This window comes from Ammoniphilus sp. YIM 78166, from assembly GCF_004522215.1.
GTDB lineage: Bacteria > Bacillota > Bacilli > Aneurinibacillales > RAOX-1 > YIM-78166.
Map to the genome: position 1 here is coordinate 174385 of NZ_SDLR01000002.1, position 19087 is coordinate 193471.

The following is a 19087-nucleotide window of genomic DNA, read 5'->3' on the forward strand; positions in this document are numbered from 1 at the left end:
AACAGCCTAGTACGAAGATAGGTAAAAATGTACCCATGTCGCGACGCCCCCTTTCATTCGCTATTATGCCCTAAGAAGGTGATGAGGTAATTATGTACCACGTCATAATAAAAATCCACTCTTTATTATAGCTAAATTACTGGGGAAAGGGAATGGCAAGAATGTGAATTCAGATGTTTTAAGCATGTCACAGGAAACAAGCGAATATAAATTAGTTAAAACTTAAAAACCTAGTCCTTATAAGCCATCATTCCCCCACATTGGTTGATCTTTTGATAAAAGGAGAGGAGGCTCCCATGGATATTATTAGACGATTGAGTGAGTATCGACAAAATGAAAGAAAATTGGCCTGGGAGGGTACTTTTGGTGAGTATTTGGAGTTAGTCAGAAAGAATCCTGTGATAGCCCAAACCGCGCACTCTAGAGTGTATAACATGATTAAGGATGCTGGAATTGAAGAGGATGAAAGTGGAAGAAAAGAATATAAGTTCTTTACAAAAGAGATCTTTGGGCTTGATCGTTCCGTTGAAAAGCTGGTAGAGGAGTATTTCCATTCTGCTGCGATGCGCCTGGATGTAAGAAAAAGGGTGCTCATGCTCATGGGACCTGTCAGTGGAGGAAAATCGACCATTGTCAGTATGCTGAAAAAAGGCTTGGAGCGCTATTCGAAAACCGATCGAGGAGCGGTATACGCCATCAAAGGCTGCCCGATGCACCAAGAACCACTGCTTCTTGTTCCACATGATCTTCGTCCTGAATTGGAGGAGGAGTTTGGGGTCAAAATTGAAGGGGAGCTCAACCCTTATACACGGATGATGATTGAAACCGAATATGGCGGCCGGATTGAAGATGTGATGATTGAGCGAATCGTCTTATCTGAAAAAGACCGCGTCGGAATTGGGACATTCAGTCCTTCGGATCCCAAGTCACAAGACATTGCAGATTTAACAGGAAGCATTGATTTCTCTACTATTGCGGAATATGGCTCGGAATCTGATCCTCGCGCCTATCGTTTCGATGGAGAGCTTAATAAGGCCAACCGCGGGTTGATGGAATTCCAGGAAATGCTGAAGTGCGATGAAAAGTTCCTATGGAATCTACTTTCTCTCACTCAGGAAGGAAATTTCAAGGCAGGACGATTCGCGTTAATTTCAGCGGATGAATTAATCGTAGCCCATACGAATGAAACAGAATACAAGAATTTCATCAGCAACAAGAAGAATGAGGCGCTTCAGTCCCGTATCATCGTCATGAGGATCCCTTACAACTTGCGCGTATCGGATGAAGATAAGATTTACGCTAAGCTGATTAGCCAAAGTGACCTGGGTCATGTGCATATTGCACCGCATGCCCTTCGAACAGCGGCCGTCTTCTCCATCCTGACTCGATTGAAGGACTCGAAAAAAGCGGGAACCGATCTGCTTAAGAAAATGAAGCTTTACGATGGAGAAAATGTTGAGGGCTATAAAGAAGGGGATATTGAGGAATTAAGAAACGAGCATCTCGATGAAGGGATGTCTGGTATTGACCCAAGATATGTCATTAACCGGATTTCGAGTGCCCTCATCAGAAGGGATACGGAATGTATTAATGCCCTTGATATCTTGCGCGCATTAAAAGAAGGATTGGATCAGCATGCCTCCATCACCAAAGAAGAACGGGATCGTTACCTTAACTTTATCTCAGTCGCTCGTAAGGAATATGACGAGTTGGCTAAGAAAGAAGTGCAAAAAGCATTCGTCTATTCCTATGAGGAGTCGGCAAAAACGCTGCTTGATAACTATCTCGACAATGTGGAGTCCTATTGCAACCGCACGAAGATGCGTGATCCAGTGACTGGCGAAGAAATGGAAGCAGATGAAAAGCTGATGAGATCCATTGAGGAGCAGATTGGAATCTCCGAAAATGCCAAGAAAGCATTCCGCGAAGAAATTCTTATTCGCATCTCACATTATGCACGCAAGGGCAAGAGGTTCGAATACAATAATCATGAGCGCTTACGGGAAGCGATCGAGAAAAAGCTGTTCGCGGACTTAAAGGATGTCGTGAAAATTACGACCTCTTCAAAGACACCGGATGAGAATCAATTAAAGAAAGTCAATGAGGTTACGAAACGCTTGATTGATGAACATGGCTATTGCCCACATTGCGCTAATGAATTGCTAAGGTATGTAGGAAGCTTACTTAATCGCTAGGAAAACTGATTCGCCTTAGGAGGAATCGAATGAAAGAGCCTTTGTATATTGTGTCCCAAGAAGATTGGTCCCTGCACCGCAAAGGCTATCAGGATCAGGTAAGACATCAGGAGAAGGTAAAGGAAGCCATTAAGCAGAATCTGCCCGACTTGGTGAGCGAGGAGAGCATCATCATGTCAGATGGCAAGGATGTTGTGAAAATTCCGATTCGTTCCCTGGATGAATACCGTTTCCGTTATAATTACAATAAAAATAAGCAGGTTGGCCAAGGGAAGGGAAACTCCAAAGTGGGCGACGTTGTCGCCCGCGATGGAGAACCCGCCCAAGGCGCTGGTAAAGGCCAAGGAGCCGGTGACCAACCAGGTCAAGACTACTACGAAGCGGAAATATCTGTGGAAGAACTAGAGGAAATGCTGTTTGCGGAGATGGAATTACCGAACCTGAAGCAAAAGGACCAACAAAATATTACGGTAACGGATATTGAGTTTAACGACATTCGGAAAAAAGGCTTGATGGGTAATATTGATAAGAAGCGAACGATTCTCGAAGCGATCAAACGAACGGCGATCACGGGAAAAGCGAAGCTCCAAGGAATTACCAATGATGATCTTCGTTTTAAGACATGGGATGAGGTAAAAAAGCCCCGTTCTAATGCCCTAGTAATCGCGATGATGGATACGAGCGGTTCCATGGGAATCTTCGAGAAATATATTGCCCGAAGCTTTTTCTTCTGGATGACACGTTTTCTGCGAACCAAGTATGAGAAGGTTGAGATTGTATTTATTGCCCATCATACGGAGGCTAAGGAAGTAACGGAAGAAGCCTTCTTCTCGAAGGGAGAAAGCGGCGGTACCATTTGCTCGTCTGCTTATCGGAAAGCGTTGGAGATTATCGATACGCGCTATCCACCGTCTCAGTATAATATCTATCCGTTTCACTTCTCAGACGGTGATAATCTAACATCCGATAATGAACGCTGCGTGAAGCTCGTGGGTGAACTCATGAAGCGCTCCAATATGTTTGGCTATGGGGAAGTGAATCAGTATAATCGCCATTCTACGCTGATGTCTGCCTACAAACATATTAATGACCCGAAGTTTAAATTCTGCGTCATTCGGGAAAAAGGAGAGGTGTACAAAGCTCTTACCTCTTTTTTCAAGAAGCAAGAACAGACAGCAACAACCTTCTAAAGAAGAAAAGTACAAAGTCCCTTAAGGGTTCTTTGTACTTTTTTTTCATTGAGCCTTACTACGAAGGCCGCTATAGAAATGTTGGATCAACGGGAACAGAAAATACTCTTCTTTAAACATATGCTCTAACTGATGACTAATGAGACTCTCAACCGTATCGTTGTCCCACTCCGGGGTTTGCACAGAAGCGAGGAGTGAAGCCAGTTCACTTTGAAGTTGCTGGTGTTCTTTTAAGATGAACCCGGCAATCTCTTGTTCATTAGGATGGTACATGCCTTCTAGTAGGGGAACCAATATTTCTTCTTCCTGCTTCATATGATCTTTCGCAAGGTTTAACAAGGTGAAGAGAAGCTCCCTTATTTTGATAGGCGAAGCCGTTTCTTTTGTGTTATCTATCTTCTTGGAGATGGCGCGAAGCTCTTTATGTTGCTGGACCAAAAGTGATAATCGATCTTTTATGTTGTGTTCCATTCTTATTTTCCCTCCCCTCAAGTCTATTGTAGAATCGCGAAGCGCATTTAGCTGTGAATAAACTCACAGAACTTATCCTGCCTTGTCATAAAGAGTATTTTCATCCTCATATAGTAAGGAAAGAGGACTTCTAGCGATTTGTCTAATAAGGTGAGGTGGAAAATATGACGCCAGAGGAGAAAAAGCAACTTGAACGAGCTATCGATGAAATTACGGAAATTGCCAAAGGTTTTGGATTAGACTTCTTCCCCATGCGTTATGAGATTTGTCCAGCGGATATCATATACACTTTCGGTGCCTATGGAATGCCTACTCGTTTCTCTCACTGGAGCTTTGGTAAGTCCTTTCACAGGATGAAGCTTCAGTATGACCTGGGCTTGAGCAAGATTTATGAGCTTGTTATCAATTCGAATCCTTGCTATGCGTTTCTTCTTGACGGAAATACTCTTATCCAGAATAAGCTCATTGTGGCTCACGTTCTTGGGCATTGTGACTTCTTTAAGAATAACATCCGCTTTTCTAACACGAACCGAGACATGGTAGAAAGCATGTCCGCGAGTGCAGAACGAATCCGTCAGTATGAGATTCTGCATGGAAAAGAAGAAGTGGAACATTTTATCGATGCCGTATTAGCTATTCAGGAACATATTGACCCGAGCTTGTATACTTCCAAATTAAGATGGAGCCGGCATGTAGGAAAAGAACAGCCAGGTTCTACATCCACTTACCGCAATCCATACGATGATTTATGGGGATTGGACGCTGAAGAAAAGGCGAAGAGGAAAGCAGCAGAGGAAGCAGAGCCTGTGCAAGAAAGGTTTCCGCCAGAGCCAGAGAAGGATATTCTGCTCTTCATTGAAGAGTATGGACACTATCTAAAAGAGTGGCAGCGCGACATCCTGACGATCATGCGAAATGAAATGCTTTATTTTTGGCCGCAGCTCGAAACCAAGATCATGAATGAGGGCTGGGCATCGTACTGGCATCAACGAATTATTCGTGAAATGGAGCTCACAGAGTCTGAAACGGTAGAGTTCGCAAAACTTAATGCAGGGGTGGTGCAGCCTTCGACGACGAGCATCAATCCCTACTACCTGGGACTAAAGATGTTTGAGTACATTGAACAAAAGTGGGATAACCCAACGGAGGAAGAACAAAAGAAATTTGGACGTAAAAAAGGAGAAGGTCGAAAGAAAATGTTCGAAGTAAGAGAGCTAGATTCAGATATCTCTTTCCTTCGAAACTACTTGACGAAAGAATTAGTCGAAGAACTGGATATGTATGTATTCGCTAAACAAGGAAATGATTGGACCATAACCGATAAAACATGGGAGATTGTTCGCGACCAGCTGGTAAGCTCGCGGGTGAATGGAGGATTTCCTTATTTGACCGTGGAAAATGGAGATTACTTAAAGAATGGGGAGCTTTATCTCCGCCATCACTTCGAGGGAATGGAGCTCGATATCAAATATGTAGAAAAGACCTTGCCCTACGTGTACGCTCTATGGGGGAAAACGGTCCACTTGGAATCAAAGGTAGAGGACCGGCAAGTTTTATTTAGTCATGATGGGAAGAAAACTCACCGCAGATTTTTGTAAGAGCAGGAAGAAGGAGCCAGTTGACCCGGCTCCTTTTTTCGTTGATACTAAAATTACGATATGCGTTTGAAAGAGGATGTTAAACATGATACTTTGGGATGCCGAAAACCAGCAACTCATGACGCCGCTATGCCGAAACTGCCCTGAAGACTATTTTGCTCCTTATCGTCCTCATTTTGAACATGTAGGGTGCTGCAGCTATAGTCCGGTATTTTCGTTATATGAGCTTTGGAAAATGGTTAGCTCAGGTCATCGAGAATTTTTTATAAACAATATATATCGTAATCCGAACAGAACAGTGAAGGAGTACAGTGTGGTGGTTCACGCACATGTTCATCCGGAATTTGAGCTCTATACCAAAGAATGCGACTGGCGAGACGCGGAGGAGGAGTTCAAACTTTCTTTTTCCATTTGCCAATTTTTTGTGAAAGGAAAAGGATGTGGGTTAGATCCTCGCTTTAAAAATGGAACCTGTCGTTCCTTTATTTGTTCTGCGGTTGAGGAACGCCTGGATCAAAAGGGAAGGGTGCTGCTTCAAGACTCTGCCCGTCAAATCCGCTATGAAGTGGAAACATTCAACCAAGTCCACCAGGACGCATTAAGTAAAAAAGGCTGGAATCTCATCGATCATCTTCCCCAGGTTCTGGATTACCTCGAGCAGCTCTAAAGCTGATGGTTGTCAAACAGATAACGGGCATACTCTACGGGACGGCGGACGGCCTTGCGATAGGTTTCAACATCCCCCATCTTGTGGAAAATATCTCTGCCAGGCTTGTTGTTAATCTCGATAATCCAAACCTTTCCTTCCTTGTCAATCCCTAAGTCAATGCCGAGCTCTGTAAGTCGGCCAAATTTTCCTTCTAAGATCTGAGCTGCTTGAAGGCCTAATTGATGACACTCCTCAAATACTTCCTGACATTTGGAGGGAGAAAGGTACCTTTTTAAGAACAGCTCTGGCTTGACGGCCTTTCCCCCGCCATGCAGGTTGGAAGTTGCACTGTCTTTCCCTCCGATTTTGCCGCCCAGACCGGTAACCTCCCAACTTCCATTCCCATTTTTTTGTACAAGTAAACGAAAATCCGTGACGAGACCAGGCTCCCATTGGAGGTTTAATCCTTGTTGTACGATATAGTTTGAGTTTTTCGTCCAACTCGCAATAAAGGAAGACAAAGCGGCAAGGGACGAAAATGACTTTTTGATTTTGTTTCTTCGATGATCTCTGCCTACGGCGAGGAAATGTTGAGCCACCTTGCGTGTGACCGATAAAATTCCTTTTCCGCCCGTTCCGTTTACGGGTTTAATATAGATCATGGGATATTTGCTAAGCATGCGGAGTGCTGCTTTCGGACTATCCATAGGAGCCGTTTCCGGCAACCACTTCGCTATTTGAGGTTGAGTGTTAAGGAAGCGATGTAGATTCCATTTATGAGCGAGACGAGAGTTTAAGAAGGGGAGCGGGGTGCGACTCCGAAAGTGAACAAATTTCCTGAATGCTTCAGGTTTCATATTCCGAAATCGGTCATAGACAATGTCAGGACGATTGCATATCTTTGAGATCCAACCCTTCCCTTTCTCATAGACCAAAGCACGGATCTGTCCCGAGCGCAATTGATCCTGCGGAGCAAATAGGAGAACCTCGGTATTTAATTTTCCAGCTTCCTGGGCAAGGTGCGTAAAAAAGGTGATTTCCTCGATGTATCGACCGTTTCTCCAGGTAAGAATGCCTAGTCTCATGTTCGTTGCCATTTTAATTCACATCATCTTTCCGCCAGTTTCCTAATCCAAGACATAGAGTATGCTTGCCTGTTGGACCGGTTACGACCTTAAAGCCCACCATGCCCATTGCAAAGCACATTTTTAAGCTGGGAATATTATCCAATGCAACCTTCCCGTATACTTTGTCAATTCGTTTCATTAATTCTTGAATTAAAGCTACACCAATCCCGTTTTCACGGTAGAGCTTATGAACCAGAACAAAAGCCTCTTTCCTGCCATAATCGGCTGTGGCCAGAAGCCCTACAATCTTTTTATCCTCAATAGCTATCAGCAGGACGGTACCTGGCTCCTGGAGGTCTTGTGGGGACACTTCTTTCATCCATTGGAAGCCTTGTTTGGTTATTCTTCGATCCCCGTGTCCAGCTCTGATAAAATCTATCATTCTTTGGCGGAGCTTCGTTAGGGTCTCTGCTGTAATTTGCTTAACTTCCATTCAATAGGCCCCCCTTTGCGGCTGGAAATTGGGAAAGGTATTGTCCGTATTGGATAATTCTTTCGAGGGAGGTTTGACGGATATGCGGTTCGTCAAATTTCATGGGCTTGGCGTTGGCTTCAAAGAACCACAGTTTTCCATCTCTGGTCAGGCCTAGATCCATGGAAAACTCTCCTAGTGACGGGAAGTTGTCTTCAAGGGCGTGAGCTAATTCCAATACGGTTGTTTGCAGTCGTTTCATGAAGGTGCTGTAGGCAGTTGAACTCATTAGCTTGCCTAACACCACCTCGGGTGCGGCGATGGACCCTCCTCTAGGAACGTGGGTCGTGATGCCGTTCTTGCCGGCTACACGAATACCTACCCCTGTGGGCTTCCACGTCCCAGAGCCATCCTTCTGCACAAGCACGCGAATATCAAAGGGGCGTCCTTTATAGGTAAGGAGAGTAATGCCCTCCTGAACCACATAACCGATGGGAACGATGCTTTTCAGCTCATTCCATAAGGAGGTCGTGTTGCTAAAGCTCTTTGTGAGTAGCCTAGAACCTTCACGTTCCTTCAGGATATGCTGCCCAGCTTTGTTTTCCAATCGCATGATTCCTTGGCCCGCTTTTCCCGAGATCGGTTTGAGGTAGATAAGCGCATGCTTCGTAACCATATCCGTAAGGTCTTTGGCGGTCAGGAGTTTTTTAGACTCGGGAATGTAGCTCGCTACTCGTTCATGCTGGCCTAACGATTCGTAAAGGCTCCACTTGTTGAAAAAATGACGGTTATACAGCCTCAGTCCAGGGATGGCTTGCAACTTTTGTAGTGTCTTCTGAACTTGAGTTTTCATTTCATCCTCACGGTATGGAATTCGATTATAAACCACATTAGGCAGAGGGAAGTCCGGTACGCGCGTCCATCCAGACTTCCCATTAGGCAGAAAGGCGCTCGTGGTTTTTTTCGTCCAATCGATATCCTCCACAGCCATGACATAAACGAGGGCACCAAGCTTACGGCCTGTGTTGATGATATCAATATAATTACTTTGATTCCCTTTAAAGCCTGATCCGCGTCTGACTGTTAGTATTCCGATAAGTGGCCCCACGGTTAAGGAGCCTAGATTTTTTTTTACCAGGACCCGGGTGGAGAAGGTACCCGGAAGCGGCGCAGATGAGCTGACTGATACCGAACGGGTAGTTTCTTCTGCTCCAAGCTGAATCGATTGTTCCTTGCTGCTAAGTTGTTCTGAACCTTTACTATGGAGCGTCCATTGCTGTGTTGCAGGTCGTATAGAAAGAATAGCAGATCTGGTTATAGACATAAGCTACGCTCCTTTTAATTAAAATTTGCCAAGTATCGGCTATAATCGAGAATAAGGTGAACCGACTTTCGATCGGCTTCCCTAAGGCTGCTATGCTTGAAAATGGATCTGCCGGGACGAGAGTTTGCCTCAAACATCCAAATATGTCCCCGCTCGTCGATTCCTATGTCAAATCCTAGCTCTCCGATGTTTTGCCCTACTCGGGATTCGATCACCTGGGCTAATTGTACCGAGGTTTCCTTGAGCTTTTTTTCCATGATCGGACCTTCACTTTGGAACACATGTTTAAGCAGATCTTCTCCTAATACGACCGTACCACCTGTGCGAACATGGGTGGTTACACTGCCTTTACCTGCGATCTTAGCTGCGATAGCGGCTACTACCCACTGATTTTCATGGTTCTTATGAGCATGCACTCTAAAGTCAAGGGGCCTGCCGTTGTGCTTAATCAAGGAAATCCCTTGCTGCACAAGATAGCTGTTTAGACGAGATTTGGGAATATGCTGCTGGAGAAGGGATGCAAGGGTACTGTACTTTTGCTGAATAATGTTTTTTCGATTATTGTAGGTAACGAAATACCCTATACGCGGCTGATACTCAAGTTTCAGGATCCCGAGTCCTAGACTCCCGCCAACAGGCTTCAGGTAAACCATTTTATGCTTCTGCAGCATGCTTTGGACCTTTGCAACCGTAGGGGAAACATATGTTTCTGGAATATGCTGGCTGGCAAAAGGATGATCTTGGATTTGCTGGTGAATGGACCATTTATTGAAAAAGGTAGGGTTAAACATCTTAGCATCGGTTAAGCGTTCAAGTCTGGTTTTAAAACCTTGAACCGTAGGCGATTTCTCGGAGTAGCGGTCAGGGATGCGGTTATAGACCACGTCTGGGAGCGGAATAAGGGCTTTCCTCCACATGGTGCCGCCTGGTCCTTCTTGTAGGAAGATGCCCCGAACGGTCTTATCTTCCCAATTCACGTCTGACGGAGTAAAAAGGTAGTAATATAAACCTTCTCCTCGTTGTCCTGATAACAGACTTTTAAAGAAAGGAGCTCGTTTGCTGATTAACTGATTGTTGGCTAGGGAAATTCCTGTCGTGAGGATTCCGACAACAGGCCCGATCCGCAAAGTGTCTTCTTCGAGCTTCACATGGAGTTGGCCGCCAAAAGGGAGAACGAGATCTTTGCTTAGCCCAGGAGGGATCCAGATCTCGTTTGTGCCCTTTTTTGCCTTAAATAAAGGAGTCCAGACTCGTTTTTGCCCAAGCTGAACTTCAATTTGATTTTTGGCTTCTATGCCAAGTTCTTTACATAAGTCATGGGAAATAATAATCCCATTATATTTATTAGTCTGCAGCAATTGGATTCGTACTCGTTTCGACTCCATCTCTTACCCTCCTATTGGGATTGCATGAGATATTTCGCCAGGACGGCTTCTTTTTCTCGAAGCTGATCTTGAGGATCTACCTTTTTCTTTTCTTCTGCGTTTTCCGCAAGGAAACCGGTATATATCCGCTGGATTTTCCAGGCTCTTCAAAAAGGTAAATCGCATACTCTAATAGTTTTTTTACCGAGGGGCGCGTCTTTTTTTGTTCAGTTAAAATTTGCTTGTCATTTTTAGAGGGCTTTGCATTAATTTCTAGGAGCCAGATCCTGCCTTGCGTATCTACGGCTAAGTCAATGCCTAGCTCAGCAAAATGTCCTTGCATGGACGCTTCCATGCTGTTTGCAAGAAGGATGGATACCTTTTCCAACTGACTCTTCGTGGGACGTTCTCCATGCCAAGGAGAGGCACTACGCAAGGCTTTGGTGACAGGTACAATCGTTCCGCCGCGTGCTAGATTGGAAACGATGCTCCGGTTTTGCCCAATGCGGCCTACAATCGAGGTGACAGCCCATTTTCCTGATGAGTCCTTCTGGGCAAGGGACCTGAAATCCAAAGGATTTCCTCCGACTTTGACCAGATTTAAACCTTGTTGAACCAAGTAAGAAATTCTCGATATTTTTGGAGAGAGATACTTGTAGAGACCAGAAAGCGTGGAAAATTCCTTTTTGACGCTCCCGCTCATCGTGGAATAATGAGAGGAGTAGCGGTTGCCATTTCGGGTGATTCGGTAGATGCCAATGCCTAAGCTGCCGTTCGCAGGTTTCAAGTAAACCTGCGGGAATCGCTCTAGAGCATCCTTAATTGAATTGAAGCCTTTGTGCATCTGTGTGTAAGGAAGATATGGAGAGGCTTCTCTTATACTGCTAAGGGCTTCGTGAACCTGCCATTTGTTTAGAAAATGCTCATTAAAGAAGGAAACCCCATTCTTCTTCAAATTCTTAATCCAATCTTGAGCACCGAAACGATTTTCGTCTTTTCTCGAGCCTAGTCGGTTATAAATGGTATCAGGAAAAGGCAATACCCTTTGGACCCATTTACCGTCTACCCATCTCCAGCCTTTCACCGTTTGATTTTCACGGTCCAGATCGTTTAATGTAAAGATGAAGGCAAGAATCCCTTTGGATTTGGCTCCTTGAACCACTTCCTTGCAGAAAGAAGAAGTAGAGCCAAACATGCCTTCTGGCGATCTATATAGCTTGGAAATGAGAACGCCAAAAACAGGGCCGAGATAGATTTTACGAGTTTTATTGTCGTAACGGATGTTCAATTGAATTCCATCTGGGACATGCAACTGTTCTGCTACATCTTTTCGGATGCGAATAAGAGAGCCGTTACTGGTAAAGGTCTGTACTTGACAAGAAACAGTTTTTTGTCCCACTTGAAGAGAAATAGGGGAACGCAGAGGGATTTGCAGAGATTGCTGGATCTTAGGGCTAATTTGCAACTGACTCCCCGAAGGGAAGTCCGACATCTCGTCTACCTGTATTCCCACGCAAATATGAGACATGCATATTCCCCTTCCCAATAGGCTTTCAATTACTGTATAGTATGAGGGCATCCTTGCCTTTGTGAAAATAGTAGGCTCTAGGGAAAGAGGACAATAAACAATAAAAAGGAGCTGAGCAACCTGTGTCATGGCCATTATTATTGCTTCTCCAGATGGGAATTGGCGCCCTGATTGGAGGAATGACCAACGAGCTGGCGATCCGCATGCTCTTTAGACCTTATAAAGCGATATATCTGGGGAAGTGGAGGGTTCCTTTCACCCCAGGGCTTATCCCCAAAAGGCATGACGAATTAGCTATTCAGATGGGAAAGTTAGTAGAAAACTTTTTAATTACGCCGCAGGGCGTAAGATCGATGCTGATGAAGGGCCAAGTGGATCAGGAGATTCAGCAATGGCTGCGCAAGAGGGTAGATCAATGGGCATCTTCGGAAGAAACTTTACAAGAGTTGATGACAAGATGGGGGATGCCGATCACAGAAAATCTAGAAGCGCGGGTTAGGGATCAGCTTGTCATTCATTTAGGAGAGCGAGTGGCTCAGGCGAGTTATTTAACCCTAGACGAGCTCTTGCCTGAAGATGTCAAGAAAGGGCTAGAGGATAAGATTGCTGACGCCGCTCCCTATCTGCTAGATAAGATGTCGCGTTTTCTTGGATCCCGAGAAGGCGAAGTGATGATTAAGGGTATGTTGTCTCAACTGTCAGGCGGTTTAGGAATGTTTGGCGGACTTGCTTCCATGCTGTTATCGGATGAGAAGGTGATTGCAAAGGTAGGCTCCTCCCTGGAAGCTGCCTTGAAAAATGATGCGCTTCAGACTAAACTCGCTACCCTTTTGCAGCAAGAGTTTAAGAACCTCTATCAGAAGCAAGTCGGTGAAGTCATTCACTGGATAGGCCATGAAAAGGTAGAGGATGGGATTCGCTTTCTCGTTGATCGCATCGTCGATAGGGACAAGATTGGAAGTATCAGGATAAATTCAATCCTTCAACCGATCCAAACGTACATAGAAGAAGCCATACCTTCTTTGGTAGCCTCCCTGTTAACATGGGTTGAGGCCAACCTAGAGGCCGGACTGAAGAAAATCAACCTGACCAAAATTGCAGCCGCTCAAGTAGAGGCATTTCCGGTCAATAAGCTTGAAGAAATGATCATCAGTATTACCGGAAAGGAACTAAAAATGATAACAGTCTTTGGCGCCATCTTAGGTGGATTGATTGGGGCGGTTCAAGGTCTCCTTGTCCTTTTCCTGAAATAGTGGCTGCTTGCGTTGTTTTCTGGTATGATCTAGATGTTAAAATATGGATCATTGGAGGAGTAACAATGGACATTCTTTTTCATGGACATTCTACAGTTCAGATTACAAGTAACGGAAAGTCGCTGATTATCGACCCTTTTATTACGCATAATCCTTTAGCTAAAACGAAAGCAGAAGATGTGAAGGTAGACTATATTTTGCTTACCCATGGCCATGGCGACCACATCGGGGATGCCTTAACCATTGCGAAAAATAATGATGCGACGATCATAGCAACACATGAACTAGCCACGTATTTCTCTTGGCAGGGAGCGAAGGTCCATTCCATGAATACAGGAGGTTCGAGAGCCTTTGACTTTTTCAAGGCGAAGTTTACGCAAGCGTTTCATAGCTCGGGATATACTTCGGATGATGAGCAGAAGATCGTGTATCTGGGTATGCCATGTGGGATCTTGCTTACCATAGAGGGAAAAACCATTTATCATGCTGGGGATACCGCGTTATTTGGGGATATGAAACTGTTGGGCGAGTTACATACGATTGATATTGCCTTCCTGCCTATTGGTGACAACTTTACCATGGGTCCTGACGATGCTGCTATCGCTGCAGGATGGATTCAAGCTAAAAATACGATACCGATTCACTACAATACTTTTGGGCTCATTGAACAGGATGGACAGGCTTTTGTAGAGGAATTAAGGAAAAAAGGATTAGAAGGAACGGTCGTTGAACCTGGAGAAACAATTTCATTAATTTGAAAAGAACATGTAACATCCCTGTAATATTCCTTTGTTAAGATAAAACTACGATGAAAACCCCCTTAATGATAAAGAGTGGCTCTGATGCCACTCCTTTTTTTTGACCTTTTCCGACAATAATTCAGCTGTATTTAAAAAATGTGAAAAAATTATGTTAATTTCTAAGGAAATACTATCCAATTTGTCGAAATTACGCTATACTAAGAAAGGTAGTTTATAAGAATAGTAGATTTACATACATAATGGAATTGGACATATGGTGGTGAGCAGATGAAGAAGAGACTAGCCGGGTTCTTGCTAGCGACGCTGCTGTACGCTACATCAGCGGGTGCAGAAGATTATGTCGTGGTAGCAGGAGATACGCTAAGTGGCATTGCCTCGAAATACGGTGTGAGTGTGGAAGGGTTAAAATCAGCAAACGGTCTTGACTCCGAATTTCTAAGCATTAACCAGAAGCTTGTAATCCCTGAGGCTGCCGCAGAGCCGGTAACCAAGGTTAAAAAGATGGTATTTATCAACGAGGATGATCTCGGCTTAAGAGAAGATGAGAACCAACAATCGAAGGTAATCACAACCCTAGACCGAGGAGCTAAAGTAGAGCTCCTAGAAACAAACGCAAAGTGGTCTAAGATCAAGGTAGGAGAACACATTGGGTTTGTGGCTACAGAGCATTTGACCAATAATCTGGAAGATTCCTCTCGTGCACTGGAGATGCTTCTAGGCAGGGTGAAGACGCTTGCTGTGGGTTTGGCAGGAACCCCTTACCGCTCCGGTGGGACAAGCCCCAAAGGGTTTGACTGCAGTGGGTTTACTAGCTATGTCATGGGACAGATGGGAGTCAAGCTCCCGAGAACATCGGTTGATCAATTTTCAGTGGGTAAGAAGGTAGAACGAAATAATCTAAGAGTGGGGGATCTATTATTTTTTGATACCCTGAAGAAAGGCCGAATTTCTCACGTAGGGATTTATATCGGCAACAATAAGATGATCCATTCTGCAACACGAAAAGTAGAAGTCAGTGATTTAAGCTGGTATTTTAAGAATTATCGGTATTATGGAGCGAAACGAGTTCTGACAGTCTCACAAAAATAATACATATAAGATGGATAAGCCACTTCGCGATGAAGTGGCTTTATGCATATTTCCTAACAATTAGACGAAAATGAGGAAAGATGGAAGAAGGAGGGAGCACCATGCGCAAAGTTGGTTTAGCCTTTGCTATTCTTTTTATTATCTATTGCGTGGCTATAGGCTGGTATCTACTTGAAACAAACAGTTCGTTGCCAGAGGAGCTTCGCGGAAGCCCAGCTGACCCAGCTACATTCATGACAGCAGAGCAGTTGGAGAAATCGGTGACGTATTCTAGAATCAAAAGCATTGTTTTTTTCATTCGTGGTCCCTTGGAATGGGGAATGTATCTTTTGATTCTTGGATTAGGACTGGCTACTCTTTATAACAAATGGGCAATGCGAATAGGAGGGTCATTTTTTCAAGCGCTCCTTTTTGTTTTTTTGTTAACCCTCACTACGCGTTTATTTCAATTTCCGTTGGATTACTTTATGTTTCAGCTTAGGCATGAATACGGAATTACGAGTGAGCCTTTCCCAAGTTGGTTCTTTGATAAGCTAAAGTCGTTTGGCGTGTCGCTTGTGATGATGGGTCCGATTGTATGGGGGCTCTATCAAATCATAAGAAGAACCGCAAGGTGGTGGTTATGGTGTTGGCTGTTATCCATACCGGTGGCTTTATTTTTTATGTATATCCAACCGATCGTGTTAGATCCTATTTATCATGAGTTTACTCCTTTAAAAGATGAGCGGTTAAAACAAGAAATCCTACAGTTGGCTGCGCGGGCAGAGGTCCCGGTTGAACAGGTATACGAAGTGAATATGTCGCGAAAAACCAATGCACTTAATGCCTATGTAAATGGCATTGGAAACAATACGAGGATTGTCCTATGGGATACGACACTTCAAAAACTGAAGGAGGACGAGGTTCTCTTTATCATGGCTCATGAAATTGGTCACTACGTGTTAAATCATATGATTTGGCTGTTTTTAGGGACAATAGGAATGGTTCTGGTTGCTTTATTTGCTATTGCCCATCTATCCCAATGGGTGATCCGGCGGTTTGGGCATTGGTGGGGAACCCATGATATCAAGGAGTTATCGTCGCTACCATTAATCTTACTATTGCTTTCGATTTTGTCTTTTATTTCTATGCCAATACAAAATGCCGTCTCCAGACAATACGAGCTGGCAGCAGATCAATATGCAATGGAAATGATGGGAGATCCGGACGCCGCTGCCCGAACCTTTCAGCGGTTAGCAGTAGAGGGATTATCTGAGGTCAATCCTCCGCCCTTGGTGAAATATTTTCTCTATGGGCACCCTACCTTACATGAGCGTATCGTTTATGTAAAAGAGTATGGACAGGGGAAATAGACAAAACGTATACTAAGCGAATGGAATTGAAGAAAAGAAAAGATAGGGGTATTCATTCATGAGATTGCGGAAAAAGCCTTGGGCTAAAGATGAAATTGTAGGGTATGACAAGTTGGTTGTACTAGAACCCGAGCGTTATCGTGGACGCTGGAATGAGTGGTTTGGAAATAACCAGCCGATTCATGCCGAGCTGGGTACTGGAAAAGGAAACTTTATCACAACGCTTGCGGAGAAGAATCCTTCTGTGAATTATATAGCGGTAGAAGTTCGCGAAGAAGTATTAATTTATGCGGTAAGAAAAGCCGTTCAAAAAGGTTTAACCAATATCGCCTTTCTATGGCTGAACATCAATAAAATTGAGGAGAGTTTTGCAGAAGGAGAGCTGTCGCGCATCTTCTTAAACTTTAGTGATCCTTGGCCAAAAAACCGTCACGCCAAACGCCGCTTAACCCACCGAGAGTTTTTAGATAAGTATAAGAAAATCCTTGTACACGGCAACGAGATCCATCTGAAGACAGACAATGAAGGGTTATTCGAGTTCTCCTTAAACGAATTTAGCGACACCGGTTTCAGACTCAAAAATATAACGTTTGACCTTCACCAAAGCCAATTTGAAGAAGAGAAATCCGTGATGACGGAATATGAACAAAAATTCGTTAGCCGAGGCATGAAGATTTACCGGGTTGAAGCTATTTATCAGTAACTTAGCATTTCTTGTCCACTCGCCTCATATAAATTTACAGAATCAATGGGGACTTTTGGGAGGTAAGTGCGCTTGAGAAAATTTCGTGCCCTGAGCTGTCTGGTTTTTGCGCTTTGTCTTATTTTTTATGCGGTTCCTCGATTGCCTGTACAAGGGATCTCCCAATTGGCTACAGGGTTCAGCTTGGTCTGGATAGCGTTTGCTTTTTTGGTTATAGGGAGTAATCTGTATTTTGTAATGGGTACAGAGCGACAGAAGACCAAAAGGCGAGATATGCCAGTCTACAGCAGTCCACGGCTAAGAGGCGGAACTACGGGTACAAAGAAAAGAAGAATATCTATTGATATCTAAAAGAGTGAGGGGTCTTCCTGCATCGCCAGGCAGAGGCCCCTCTTTTCTTTTGGTGGATAAGAATTTATAAGTTATATAGAATTCCTTATCCACATACGGGCAACTAAGGCTGCCGCCTTTCCCTACCTTGACATCAAGGTTTTACCTTCATTTTGATAAAATTAATTTTATCAAAATGAACCCGCAGGGTTGATGTCAAGGTAGGGAAGCCTTTCAGGCTTGGCGCCAGCCAAGTTTTCTTTAGTGTATGTTGTTATTGTTATAATAACTAGGTATAATGAATGTATAACAGACTGGTACAGGTCTTGAGAAGTCAGGGAAACAATATAAAGATACAGGTGGTACACATGGCGACAAAGCATGAACAAATCTTAAAGCATATAGAAAGTCTTGAAGTGGGCTCGAAAATATCGGTCCGACAAGTAGCCAAGGATCTAGATGTGAGTGAGGGAACAGCCTACCGAGCGATCAAGGATGCGGAAGTCCAGGGTCTTGTAAGCACCATTGAGCGGGTAGGAACGGTTCGAATCGAAAAAAAACAAAAGAAGAATATTGAAAAGCTTACTTTTGCAGAAGTAGTGAATATTGTAGACGGTCATGTCCTTGGGGGAAGAGAAGGACTGCATAAAACGTTGAATAAGTTTGTTATCGGTGCGATGAAGCTCGAAGCGATGATGCGGTATGTTGAGCCCGGGAGCTTGCTCATTATCGGGAACCGATATCAAGCTCATAAGCTGTCATTGCAGTATGGGGCAGCTGTGTTAATCACCGGGGGATTTGACACGAGTGAAGATGTGAAGCAGCTCGCTGATGAATTGCAGCTCCCTATCATTTCAAGCAGTTATGATACGTTTACGGTAGCCGCTTTAATAAACCGCGCGATCTATGATCGATTAATTAAAAAAGAAATCGTAATGGTCGAAGACATTGTCACCCCGATGGAGTCTACGTATTACCTGTATACAAACAGTAAGGTAAAGGATTGGCATGCGTTGTCCCAAGAGGTAGGGCATGGTCGTTTTCCGGTTGTAGATGAGCAGTTGAAGCTTCAAGGGGTCGTTACAACAAAAGATGTGATGGGTCATGAAGACGAAGTGGCGATTGATAAGCTTATGACGAAAAACCCGCTTACCGCTATGCCTAGAGTCTCCGTTGCTTCCGCAGCACACATGATGGTCTGGGAAGGGATTGAATTGCTTCCTGTCGTAGACAACCACAAAAAGCTGCTGGGAGTCATCAGCAGGCAAGATGTCTTGAAAGCGATGCAATATATTCAAAAGCAACCCCAGATTGGTGAGACCTTCGCCGATCAAATCATCTCCCGCTTCGAAGAGGAAAAGCTCGATGGAGGAAATATTGTTTTCCGAGGCGAGGTAACCCCACAGATGACGAACCATCTAGGAACAATCTCAAGCGGCGTGTTAACGACCATTGTCTCTGAATCCGGTAGCAGAGCCTTGCGTCAATATCGCAAAGGCGATATGGTCCCAGAAAATATTACAGTCTACTTCCTAAAGCCTGTACAGATCGAGAGCGCCATTGAAATTAGACCAAGAGTAATGGAGATCAGCCGTAAATTCGGTAAGGTTGAGGTCGAGGTATTTCATCAAGGAACCCTTGTAGCCAAGGCCATGATGACTACGCAAGTCGTAGAGAGATAGATTTCTTCCGGAAGGGACCTTTTACGGGTTCCTTTTTAGATTTATAAGAAAGCAGGATT

17 protein-coding genes are annotated in these 19087 nt (G+C 44.2%); 11 read left to right on the forward strand and 6 right to left on the reverse strand.

Annotated features, from left to right (window positions below; genetic code table 11):
• The first annotated feature begins 296 nt into the window (after positions 1–296).
• Positions 297–2195, forward strand: coding sequence for a PrkA family serine protein kinase (locus EIZ58_RS06880; RefSeq protein ID WP_134699871.1), 1899 nt, complete (start codon positions 297–299; stop codon positions 2193–2195).
• 29 nt (positions 2196–2224) lie between these two features.
• Positions 2225–3385 (forward strand): sporulation protein YhbH, encoded by a 1161-nt coding sequence (yhbH, locus tag EIZ58_RS06885; protein WP_134699872.1) that lies wholly within the window; start codon positions 2225–2227, stop codon positions 3383–3385.
• A 45-nt stretch (positions 3386–3430) separates the two neighbouring features.
• Here yhbH and EIZ58_RS06890 read toward each other — a convergent pair whose 3' ends face one another.
• Entirely contained in the window at positions 3431–3856 is a 426-nt protein-coding gene (locus tag EIZ58_RS06890) for a hemerythrin domain-containing protein (RefSeq protein ID WP_134699873.1), read from the reverse strand.
• Between the two features lie 164 nt (positions 3857–4020).
• On the opposite strand from EIZ58_RS06890, the gene EIZ58_RS06895 reads away from it, so the two are divergent.
• Positions 4021–5454: a SpoVR family protein gene (locus tag EIZ58_RS06895; RefSeq protein ID WP_134699874.1), complete on the forward strand. Its 1434-nt coding sequence runs from the start codon at positions 4021–4023 to the stop codon at positions 5452–5454.
• A gap of 85 nt (positions 5455–5539) precedes the next feature.
• Positions 5540–6121: a hypothetical protein gene (locus tag EIZ58_RS06900; RefSeq protein WP_134699875.1), complete on the forward strand. Its 582-nt coding sequence runs from the start codon at positions 5540–5542 to the stop codon at positions 6119–6121.
• Here EIZ58_RS06900 and EIZ58_RS06905 read toward each other — a convergent pair.
• From EIZ58_RS06905 to EIZ58_RS06925, 5 genes are all read right to left on the reverse strand, one after another.
• Positions 6118–7200 (reverse strand): YheC/YheD family endospore coat-associated protein, encoded by a 1083-nt coding sequence (locus EIZ58_RS06905; protein WP_134699876.1) that lies wholly within the window; start codon positions 7198–7200, stop codon positions 6118–6120. The genes EIZ58_RS06900 and EIZ58_RS06905 overlap by 4 nt on opposite strands.
• A gap of 1 nt (position 7201) precedes the next feature.
• Positions 7202–7663, reverse strand: a complete 462-nt coding sequence (locus tag EIZ58_RS06910; RefSeq protein WP_134699877.1) for a GNAT family N-acetyltransferase — start codon at positions 7661–7663, stop codon at positions 7202–7204.
• Positions 7653–8966, reverse strand: coding sequence for a YheC/YheD family endospore coat-associated protein (locus EIZ58_RS06915; RefSeq protein ID WP_134699878.1), 1314 nt, complete (start codon positions 8964–8966; stop codon positions 7653–7655). Before EIZ58_RS06915 ends, EIZ58_RS06910 begins: the two co-directional genes overlap by 11 nt.
• Positions 8967–8980: 14 nt before the next feature.
• The gene (locus tag EIZ58_RS06920; protein ID WP_134699879.1) at positions 8981–10351 is read right to left on the reverse strand and encodes a YheC/YheD family endospore coat-associated protein; all 1371 of its coding nucleotides are present in this window, start codon (positions 10349–10351) and stop codon (positions 8981–8983) included.
• A 76-nt stretch (positions 10352–10427) separates the two neighbouring features.
• On the reverse strand, positions 10428–11858 hold the full coding sequence (locus tag EIZ58_RS06925) for a YheC/YheD family endospore coat-associated protein (protein WP_167577550.1): 1431 nt from the start codon (positions 11856–11858) through the stop codon (positions 10428–10430).
• 122 nt (positions 11859–11980) lie between these two features.
• On the opposite strand from EIZ58_RS06925, the gene EIZ58_RS06930 reads away from it, so the two are divergent.
• The 7 genes from EIZ58_RS06930 (at position 11981) to EIZ58_RS06960 (ending at position 19028) form a co-directional block, all read left to right on the forward strand.
• Positions 11981–13111 (forward strand): DUF445 domain-containing protein, encoded by a 1131-nt coding sequence (locus EIZ58_RS06930; protein WP_134699881.1) that lies wholly within the window; start codon positions 11981–11983, stop codon positions 13109–13111.
• Between the two features lie 65 nt (positions 13112–13176).
• Positions 13177–13869: a metal-dependent hydrolase gene (locus EIZ58_RS06935; RefSeq protein WP_134699882.1), complete on the forward strand. Its 693-nt coding sequence runs from the start codon at positions 13177–13179 to the stop codon at positions 13867–13869.
• Positions 13870–14139: 270 nt separating this feature from the next.
• Positions 14140–14961 carry a C40 family peptidase gene (locus EIZ58_RS06940; RefSeq protein WP_134699883.1) on the forward strand — a complete coding sequence of 274 codons (822 nt, stop codon included), beginning with the start codon at positions 14140–14142 and terminating at the stop codon, positions 14959–14961.
• Between the two features lie 101 nt (positions 14962–15062).
• Positions 15063–16313, forward strand: a complete 1251-nt coding sequence (locus EIZ58_RS06945; protein ID WP_167577551.1) for a M48 family metallopeptidase — start codon at positions 15063–15065, stop codon at positions 16311–16313.
• 58 nt (positions 16314–16371) lie between these two features.
• Complete coding sequence (gene trmB / locus EIZ58_RS06950) at positions 16372–17016, forward strand: tRNA (guanosine(46)-N7)-methyltransferase TrmB (protein WP_134699885.1); 645 nt, start codon at positions 16372–16374, stop codon at positions 17014–17016.
• 72 nt (positions 17017–17088) lie between these two features.
• The gene (locus tag EIZ58_RS06955; protein WP_134699886.1) at positions 17089–17367 is read left to right on the forward strand and encodes a hypothetical protein; all 279 of its coding nucleotides are present in this window, start codon (positions 17089–17091) and stop codon (positions 17365–17367) included.
• Between the two features lie 347 nt (positions 17368–17714).
• The gene (locus EIZ58_RS06960; RefSeq protein WP_134699887.1) at positions 17715–19028 is read left to right on the forward strand and encodes a DRTGG domain-containing protein; all 1314 of its coding nucleotides are present in this window, start codon (positions 17715–17717) and stop codon (positions 19026–19028) included.
• Positions 19029–19087: the final 59 nt, after the last annotated feature.

Coding starts and splice junctions, on each gene's coding strand:
- EIZ58_RS06880 (WP_134699871.1), top strand. CDS start 297: ATGGATATTATTAGACGATTGAGTGAGTATCGACAAAATGAAAGAAAA.
- yhbH (WP_134699872.1), top strand. CDS start 2,225: ATGAAAGAGCCTTTGTATATTGTGTCCCAAGAAGATTGGTCCCTGCAC.
- EIZ58_RS06890 (WP_134699873.1), bottom strand. CDS start 3,856: ATGGAACACAACATAAAAGATCGATTATCACTTTTGGTCCAGCAACAT.
- EIZ58_RS06895 (WP_134699874.1), top strand. CDS start 4,021: ATGACGCCAGAGGAGAAAAAGCAACTTGAACGAGCTATCGATGAAATT.
- EIZ58_RS06900 (WP_134699875.1), top strand. CDS start 5,540: ATGATACTTTGGGATGCCGAAAACCAGCAACTCATGACGCCGCTATGC.
- EIZ58_RS06905 (WP_134699876.1), bottom strand. CDS start 7,200: ATGGCAACGAACATGAGACTAGGCATTCTTACCTGGAGAAACGGTCGA.
- EIZ58_RS06910 (WP_134699877.1), bottom strand. CDS start 7,663: ATGGAAGTTAAGCAAATTACAGCAGAGACCCTAACGAAGCTCCGCCAA.
- EIZ58_RS06915 (WP_134699878.1), bottom strand. CDS start 8,966: ATGTCTATAACCAGATCTGCTATTCTTTCTATACGACCTGCAACACAG.
- EIZ58_RS06920 (WP_134699879.1), bottom strand. CDS start 10,351: ATGGAGTCGAAACGAGTACGAATCCAATTGCTGCAGACTAATAAATAT.
- EIZ58_RS06925 (WP_167577550.1), bottom strand. CDS start 11,858: ATGTCTCATATTTGCGTGGGAATACAGGTAGACGAGATGTCGGACTTC.
- EIZ58_RS06935 (WP_134699882.1), top strand. CDS start 13,177: ATGGACATTCTTTTTCATGGACATTCTACAGTTCAGATTACAAGTAAC.
- EIZ58_RS06940 (WP_134699883.1), top strand. CDS start 14,140: ATGAAGAAGAGACTAGCCGGGTTCTTGCTAGCGACGCTGCTGTACGCT.
- EIZ58_RS06945 (WP_167577551.1), top strand. CDS start 15,063: ATGCGCAAAGTTGGTTTAGCCTTTGCTATTCTTTTTATTATCTATTGC.
- trmB (WP_134699885.1), top strand. CDS start 16,372: ATGAGATTGCGGAAAAAGCCTTGGGCTAAAGATGAAATTGTAGGGTAT.
- EIZ58_RS06960 (WP_134699887.1), top strand. CDS start 17,715: ATGGCGACAAAGCATGAACAAATCTTAAAGCATATAGAAAGTCTTGAA.